The organism is Flavobacterium sp. TC780, assembly GCF_056783245.1.
Genome location: NZ_JBXBAV010000136.1, coordinates 24,441 through 30,587, shown reverse-complemented (window position 1 = coordinate 30,587; position 6,147 = coordinate 24,441). Strand labels below are relative to the sequence as shown.

The following is a 6,147-nucleotide window of genomic DNA, read 5'->3' as shown; positions in this document are numbered from 1 at the left end:
AAGGTTAGTACATGCTCCTGTTGTTAGGGAGGCAGCACCTCTTCTGCTTTGGAAAGTATGAAATCTGAATATTTTTTGATTTTATTTATATCATTTGGATAGCTGACACTATCGTGATAAATGCTGTCTTTATATTTTACCTCGAACGGAATATAATTATTTGTTTTGGACATATATGTTCCACCTAATTTTAGCTTGTCAATATTATCGCATTGAGAGAATACAAAATTCGATATGAATATTACAATAAATGTCAAATAATGTCTCATAGTCAAATCAAATAACGGCTAAAGTTTTGCTTGCATATTTCAGTTGCAGAAAAGATGCAGAGTTCTCTGCTAAGATATAACTTTCTTAGTTTGAATAAACGTTTAACGTGTACAAAATCAGCCGTTTTAGTTAGTGTCGTTGAGTGGCTGTTTTAATTAAAGTATTTTATTTCTCGCTTAGAAATTTCCACGAGTTTTAAATCATTTTGATTTTTGCCTTCGTAAGTTTCCATATTTATCCAATTACCCTTCTTATCATAATTGTAAACTTTCTTTACTGTTTTGATATTTAAACCATCTGAAGCTATAAATTCATCTAATGTCATGTTTTGAAAATTATCGTATTGAGTAATTTGTATTTTATATTTCTCGAACCTAATACTTCTATAATTTCCTGTAATTTCCTGCTCTTTTATTTTGTTACCAAACTGGTCATATTCAGATTTATAATTATAACCTATAAATGGTTCTTTATCGGGGTAAATGTAAATGCCCTTAACTTCAACTTCGTTTCCTTTATCGTCGTAAAAATAATATTCGTCAGTATTATTAGGAGAGAACTTTGCTAATTGATATTTTCTAGCGAGTAAATTCTTCGAATTATACTCATATGCAAACAATGGCTTGATTGTGCAATTAGGATCTCCGTAACTTAAACAATTACCTTCTTCAATCAAATTGTTATGTTCATCATATTTATATTGAGTCATCTCAACTGTTTTATTTTCCCAGAATTTATAAGTAAGTTTTAAAACCACTTTGTCACGATTGTTATATTCATATTTCTCAATTCCGCGCAGGTAGTTTGATTTTCCTTCTTGAGTTTTGGGATTATAATCACTGAATCCTCCAAAAAGATATTCTGTTTTTTCAGTCATTCTATTTTTATCATCATACTTAAAAGAAGTTTCTTTCACTAGAATATTTGTATAATATTCTTTTAATAAGGTCAGATTCCAGTTTTCATCATATTCATAAACGTCGCCGTCATTGCCAAAGCTGAGTTTATTCAGCTTAGAAAGTAATTTGCCTTCTTTAAAGGTGTAATGAACTTCTTCATTTACGAGTTTTTTTGCCAAAACTACATCTAAGCCCAAGCCATAATAGATAATTTTATCTGGGAATCCTTTTTCATTAAAAAAATAGTCTAATGAATCAGAAAACTTACCAACTAAAGTTTCATTTTTTACTTTAGCACTTCTGACATTGCCATTTAAAGTTATTGTTAATACTATCATCATCGTCTAATTGAAACTTTGTATTTCTCGTTTGACCTAAGCAAGTAAAGTTTATTAAAAATAAAAATACTAATATAATTGTTACGTCTTTCATTGATCGATTTTTATAAAATAGCTACTAATGGTTTCGCCCTTGGCGAAGTTGCCGAATATCGCGTGCCTATTTATCTGCGGTGTTGATCATAATTTCTACGTGAGCGGAAACCCGAACTTACAATAAACCTTGGCAATGTTCGTATATCGTGTGTTACCAGCTACTTTAATTATTGTAATTGTGCCAATCTTTGCTTGGCTTTTAAAAGTATTTCATCAGTAAATAACACTCTATATCTATCCTTTTGAATTGTACCTTTCAATTGTGAGATCGAGTCTGTTAATATGAAACATCTTTATTAATCCTGAATGTAATTTTTCTGTACCTTCTTGTATTAGACGATTTGCGGCGCCTATAGCCCCATAATCGTAAATTTGATTTAGGATAATTGATCTATTAATTTTTGCACCAGCTTTAATTGATAAATCCACAGAAGCTATTAGTTCGTCATGCAATTCATTTTCTAACATTAAAAATGAATCTTCTTTTGTTTCTGAAAAGAGCGCGTCCCGAGTACTCAAAATTAATTTGTCGTAGTTAGTAACGATTTCTTTAAGGTTTCGAAAGCGAATAGAAAATTGCTTTAAAAGTTGTAAATCATCGCTTTGAATAACAAATTCATGATTATAATGCTCCGCAGAATATGTCCAATTATAAGAGCCAGCAATTAATTTGACCCCATCAAAAATAGCAAATTTATCATGTAAAAATTTTCCACTTCGCGTTTGTAAAATAAAAACTTTACCGCCTTTTTTAATAAAACTTTCAAATGACAATCTTGTATTTTCAAAATGATCACTGATTATTATTTCAACTGAGCAGCCACTTTCGAGTTTGTCGCTTAATTGCCCTAAAAGATCTTTGTTAGTAAACCATGCAACAGAAACCACAATTGATTCTTTCGCCGAATAAATATTCGATTCAATGTTTTTTTTGATGTTTTTAAAGAGTGCTGTTGTCATAAAGTTGTAGTTAGCGTTTGGCCTGACCGAAGTCAGCAATGCAAGTGGACTGAATTCTCTGAACCAAGATGGAAGTTCTAAGTGTAAATGTAACTTCCGATCACCGAAAATCGGCAATTTTGGTTAGCGACGTAAGCGATCGCCTATTGAAATTACATTCCTGTTTTTTCAATTACTATAAGTAGCTGCTTAATTTTTTCCTTACAATCATCAAAGAAATAGTCGTCCTTAATAATGTCGTTTTCCCAAACGTCGAGAGTAAGATTGGTAAAGTAAGAATAAAAGGGCCACCAATTACTTTCTTTATAAGACCCAACATTTAAACTTTCCAACTCTTCATGAATTTTCTTTCTAGTTTCATCGGGAATCCTATAAACATTAGGGTTATTACATAGACCGTAGAAGCACCTGTTAGATTCAAAAGTAAATCCTATCCAATATTTTCCTTGCCAACTCGACTTTGTAATATGAAATTTTATATATGATTCCTCGCTGTATTCAAAGTGGTATTCAAATCCTTTTTGCGATGCAAATTCTTCCATTTTAGGATTAAAATACTTTTCAGAAAGGTAATTGTAAGTTGCAGAGTAATTTTGTGAAATTACTTTAGCCGCACGTAAATTTTCTATTTTAGATAGGACTTCAGTAATTTCAGTTTGGTTTTTTATACTCATATCTTGGTGTGTTAGCTGCTTTAAATGATTTATATATTGAATTATTGTTTCTCTTACGATAGGATAACGCGACGAAATTGCTACACATTCTTCCAGCCATTTAATTATATGATCTTTATATGAGATTGATAAATAAGATATTCCTTCTCCACTTTGCAAAGAAGCTTGATCCCCAAATAGTGTCAGATACAGTATTTGGTAGCCATTTCGATATATCTTAGCATACTTGTCATATCTTTTTAATTGTTCAGGCTGATCTTTTGCATAAATTTTATTTTCTATGATTATCGCATTATGCTGATTATCCTCTATTAGAATATCGATGCGTCCATGTCGTGTTGAGTGTTCGGTACGAATTCTTGCGCTTTCAACGTTAAAATTTTTGACTGCAAAAAAATCGCCAAGTGATTCAATAAAACATTTTAATAAATTCGATTTTAATCCATGTGTCCCAACTGGGTTTAAAAACTCAGAAATAATTGCAGAATGAGTGCTTTCATAATGATTAACGCCACATATCCGAAACATATTAAATCGACCACCAGTTGCGTCTAAAATTTCTGTATTTTTTTTGTTTATAATCGTGACTTGATTTAGCAAGTTTACTATATCCATAGAATTATCTTTTTTCATGTAAAATTTACTGTCCCATATGCGGGACTGTCTAAGTTGGTGTCGCAAAACTTTTATGTATGTTCACTAAATGTCACAATACAACTAATTCGTGTTGGATTTGTTCAATAAGTTTTTAGTTTATTTTAGTGGTAAATATACTTTTTATAAATAATTGAGAGATATTTTAATTTAAGAAGATTGCTTAGCCAGCTCATAAACTATGGAGATATTTGCCTTATTTATCCCCTTTAGGGCTATCCTTTGGCACTAAATGCTTTAAATTGGGATCATTCTTTATACGTTCCAATTCGGTTTCGATAACCAGTACAATATCCGTTTTTATCTGCCTGTAATTGCCCTCGATTGCCTGCTTCATATTGTCTTTACCGTTTTCGTCAATAAAAGATAAGATTTCCGGTATTTTTTTATATCCTTTAGTCTCGGAAGCAACCTTTTCATTATCCACGACAATTTCAGAATGGAAGATTTTCTGCTCTATGCGTTCATCAAAATTGTCCGAGACAGATCCAACAAAAAAACCTTGTGTCAGCGTGGATATTTTGGAAGCCGGTATAAGGCTGTCCAATTGGGTAGAGATTGATGTCGAGGTATCATTGCGGTTGATGCTCATACTCTGCCTTTTCTGCAATACTTTCCCAAATCGCTCCGAAAGGCTTTTTGCAGTTTCCCCAACCACCTGGCCACTAAAAATATTACCTACGGTGTTCTGAATTACCTTGCTCTCTTTGTCGCCATAGTCCCTTGTCAGCTGAGAATAATCCTGAAAGCCCCAAACATACTGCCACCTTATTGCTTCTGGCAGTTGCAATAAGGTTATCCAATCCTCTAAAATAGATAGTGGGCAGCTCGTCTATGATAACCGAACTCTTCAATTGACCCTTCTTGTTGATGAGTTTTACAATACGTGAATTGTACAATCCAAGTGCAGCAGAATAGATGTTTTGGCGGTCAGGATTATTACCTACACATAATATCTTAGGTTCTTTAGGATTGTTGATGTCCAATGAAAAATCATCGCCTGTCATAACCCAATAGAGTTGTGGCGAAATCATTCTTGATAGAGGAATTTTTGCAGATGCAATCTGTCCCTGTAATTGATCTTGTGCGCCTCCCTGCCATGCATCCATAAAAGGCGACAAATAGTTTTCCAAATCGGGATATGAGGTTAAAATGGTAAATACGTCAGAATATTTTTTATTCAGGAGTTCAATAGCGTGTGGGAATGTACAATACTTACCGTCATCATAGATTTTCAGATACCATATTATAGCTGCCAAAAGGATTATCGGGCTCTCGACGAAGAAATCGCCTTGCTTCTGTATCCACGACCTGTTGAGGTTCAGCATAATTGTATAAGCTGCTTCGTAAGCATCTGAGATATCTGTCATGAAATCGGGATTAAGGGGATTGCAACGGTGGCTCTTGCGTGGGTCGTCGAAGTTGATAACATAGAATTTGGGCTGCACTTTGTACGTATCCCGATGCTTTAATAAATGATTGTAGGCAATCGTGGAAAGGTCATCAAATTTGAAATCGTAGATGTACATACTAAAACCTTTCTCGATCTGCTGTTTGATATAATTGTTTACGATTGCATAAGATTTTCCCGAACCCGGAGTACCCAGCACAATCGTTGCCCGAAAAGGATTGACTATATTAATCCAGCCATTGTTCCATTTTCCTTTGTAATAAAACTTCGTGGGAAGGTTGACAGAATATTCGTTTTCCATCAATGTAGTTTCCTGCATAAAACTTTCGTTCTCATTGTTGAAAACATCGTCCATGAGATTGTTACGAAGCAATCGGCTCATCCAGACTCCGGCTACCATTAAAGCAATATACCCTAAACCAGTGGTAAGGATATAAAGAATTGTGGCGGTAGTTACTGATAGCTTTAATAAAGGTGTATTCAGAAAAAAAAATGCAAACCCAATCGCCAAAGCAGTATAAATTTTGGTCCAGGTTATCTTCTGGTGTTTAACTCCCTTTGAACCCAAACAGCTTAGTGCCAATAATACCAGGGCAAATACTTTGGTATATAAAGTATGCGAAAACAATCCCGCGGTACGCTGAAAATTGCCTAATATTTTGTTGATTAGCTCTAAAGTCCATCCGCGATCTATAAAGTAACCGTAGCAAAACCAATAAAGGTGCATTAATACCAATAGGATACTTACTGCCCGCATAAAAGCCATAATTTTGGCTAATCCTCTTAAATCATCTTCTCCCTGCATTATTTTAATTTTTAATGTTCGGGCGTGAATTTAAAAGCTG

At 33.7% G+C, this 6,147-nt stretch carries 4 protein-coding genes and 1 pseudogene; all 5 read right to left on the bottom strand.

Annotation, left to right across the window (positions count from 1 at the left end):
* Window positions 1–23: 23 nt before the first annotated feature.
* The 5 genes and pseudogenes from AC1RYN_RS14840 to mobC all read right to left on the bottom strand — a co-directional run bounded on the left by AC1RYN_RS14840 (window position 24) and on the right by mobC (window position 6,107).
* Complete coding sequence (locus AC1RYN_RS14840; RefSeq protein ID WP_481807568.1) at window positions 24–269, bottom strand: hypothetical protein; 246 nt, start codon at window positions 267–269, stop codon at window positions 24–26.
* Window positions 270–421: 152 nt separating this feature from the next.
* The gene (locus AC1RYN_RS14835) at window positions 422–1,510 is read right to left on the bottom strand and encodes a hypothetical protein (RefSeq protein WP_481807567.1); all 1,089 of its coding nucleotides are present in this window, start codon (window positions 1,508–1,510) and stop codon (window positions 422–424) included.
* A 327-nt stretch (window positions 1,511–1,837) separates the two neighbouring features.
* On the bottom strand, window positions 1,838–2,563 hold the full coding sequence (locus AC1RYN_RS14830) for a phospholipase D-like domain-containing protein (protein WP_481807566.1): 726 nt from the start codon (window positions 2,561–2,563) through the stop codon (window positions 1,838–1,840).
* Window positions 2,564–2,715: 152 nt separating this feature from the next.
* Window positions 2,716–3,852, bottom strand: a complete 1,137-nt coding sequence (locus AC1RYN_RS14825; protein WP_481807565.1) for a PDDEXK-like family protein — start codon at window positions 3,850–3,852, stop codon at window positions 2,716–2,718.
* Between the two features lie 235 nt (window positions 3,853–4,087).
* A pseudogene (gene mobC, locus AC1RYN_RS14820) lies at window positions 4,088–6,107 on the bottom strand (conjugal transfer protein MobC).
* Window positions 6,108–6,147 lie beyond the last annotated feature (40 nt).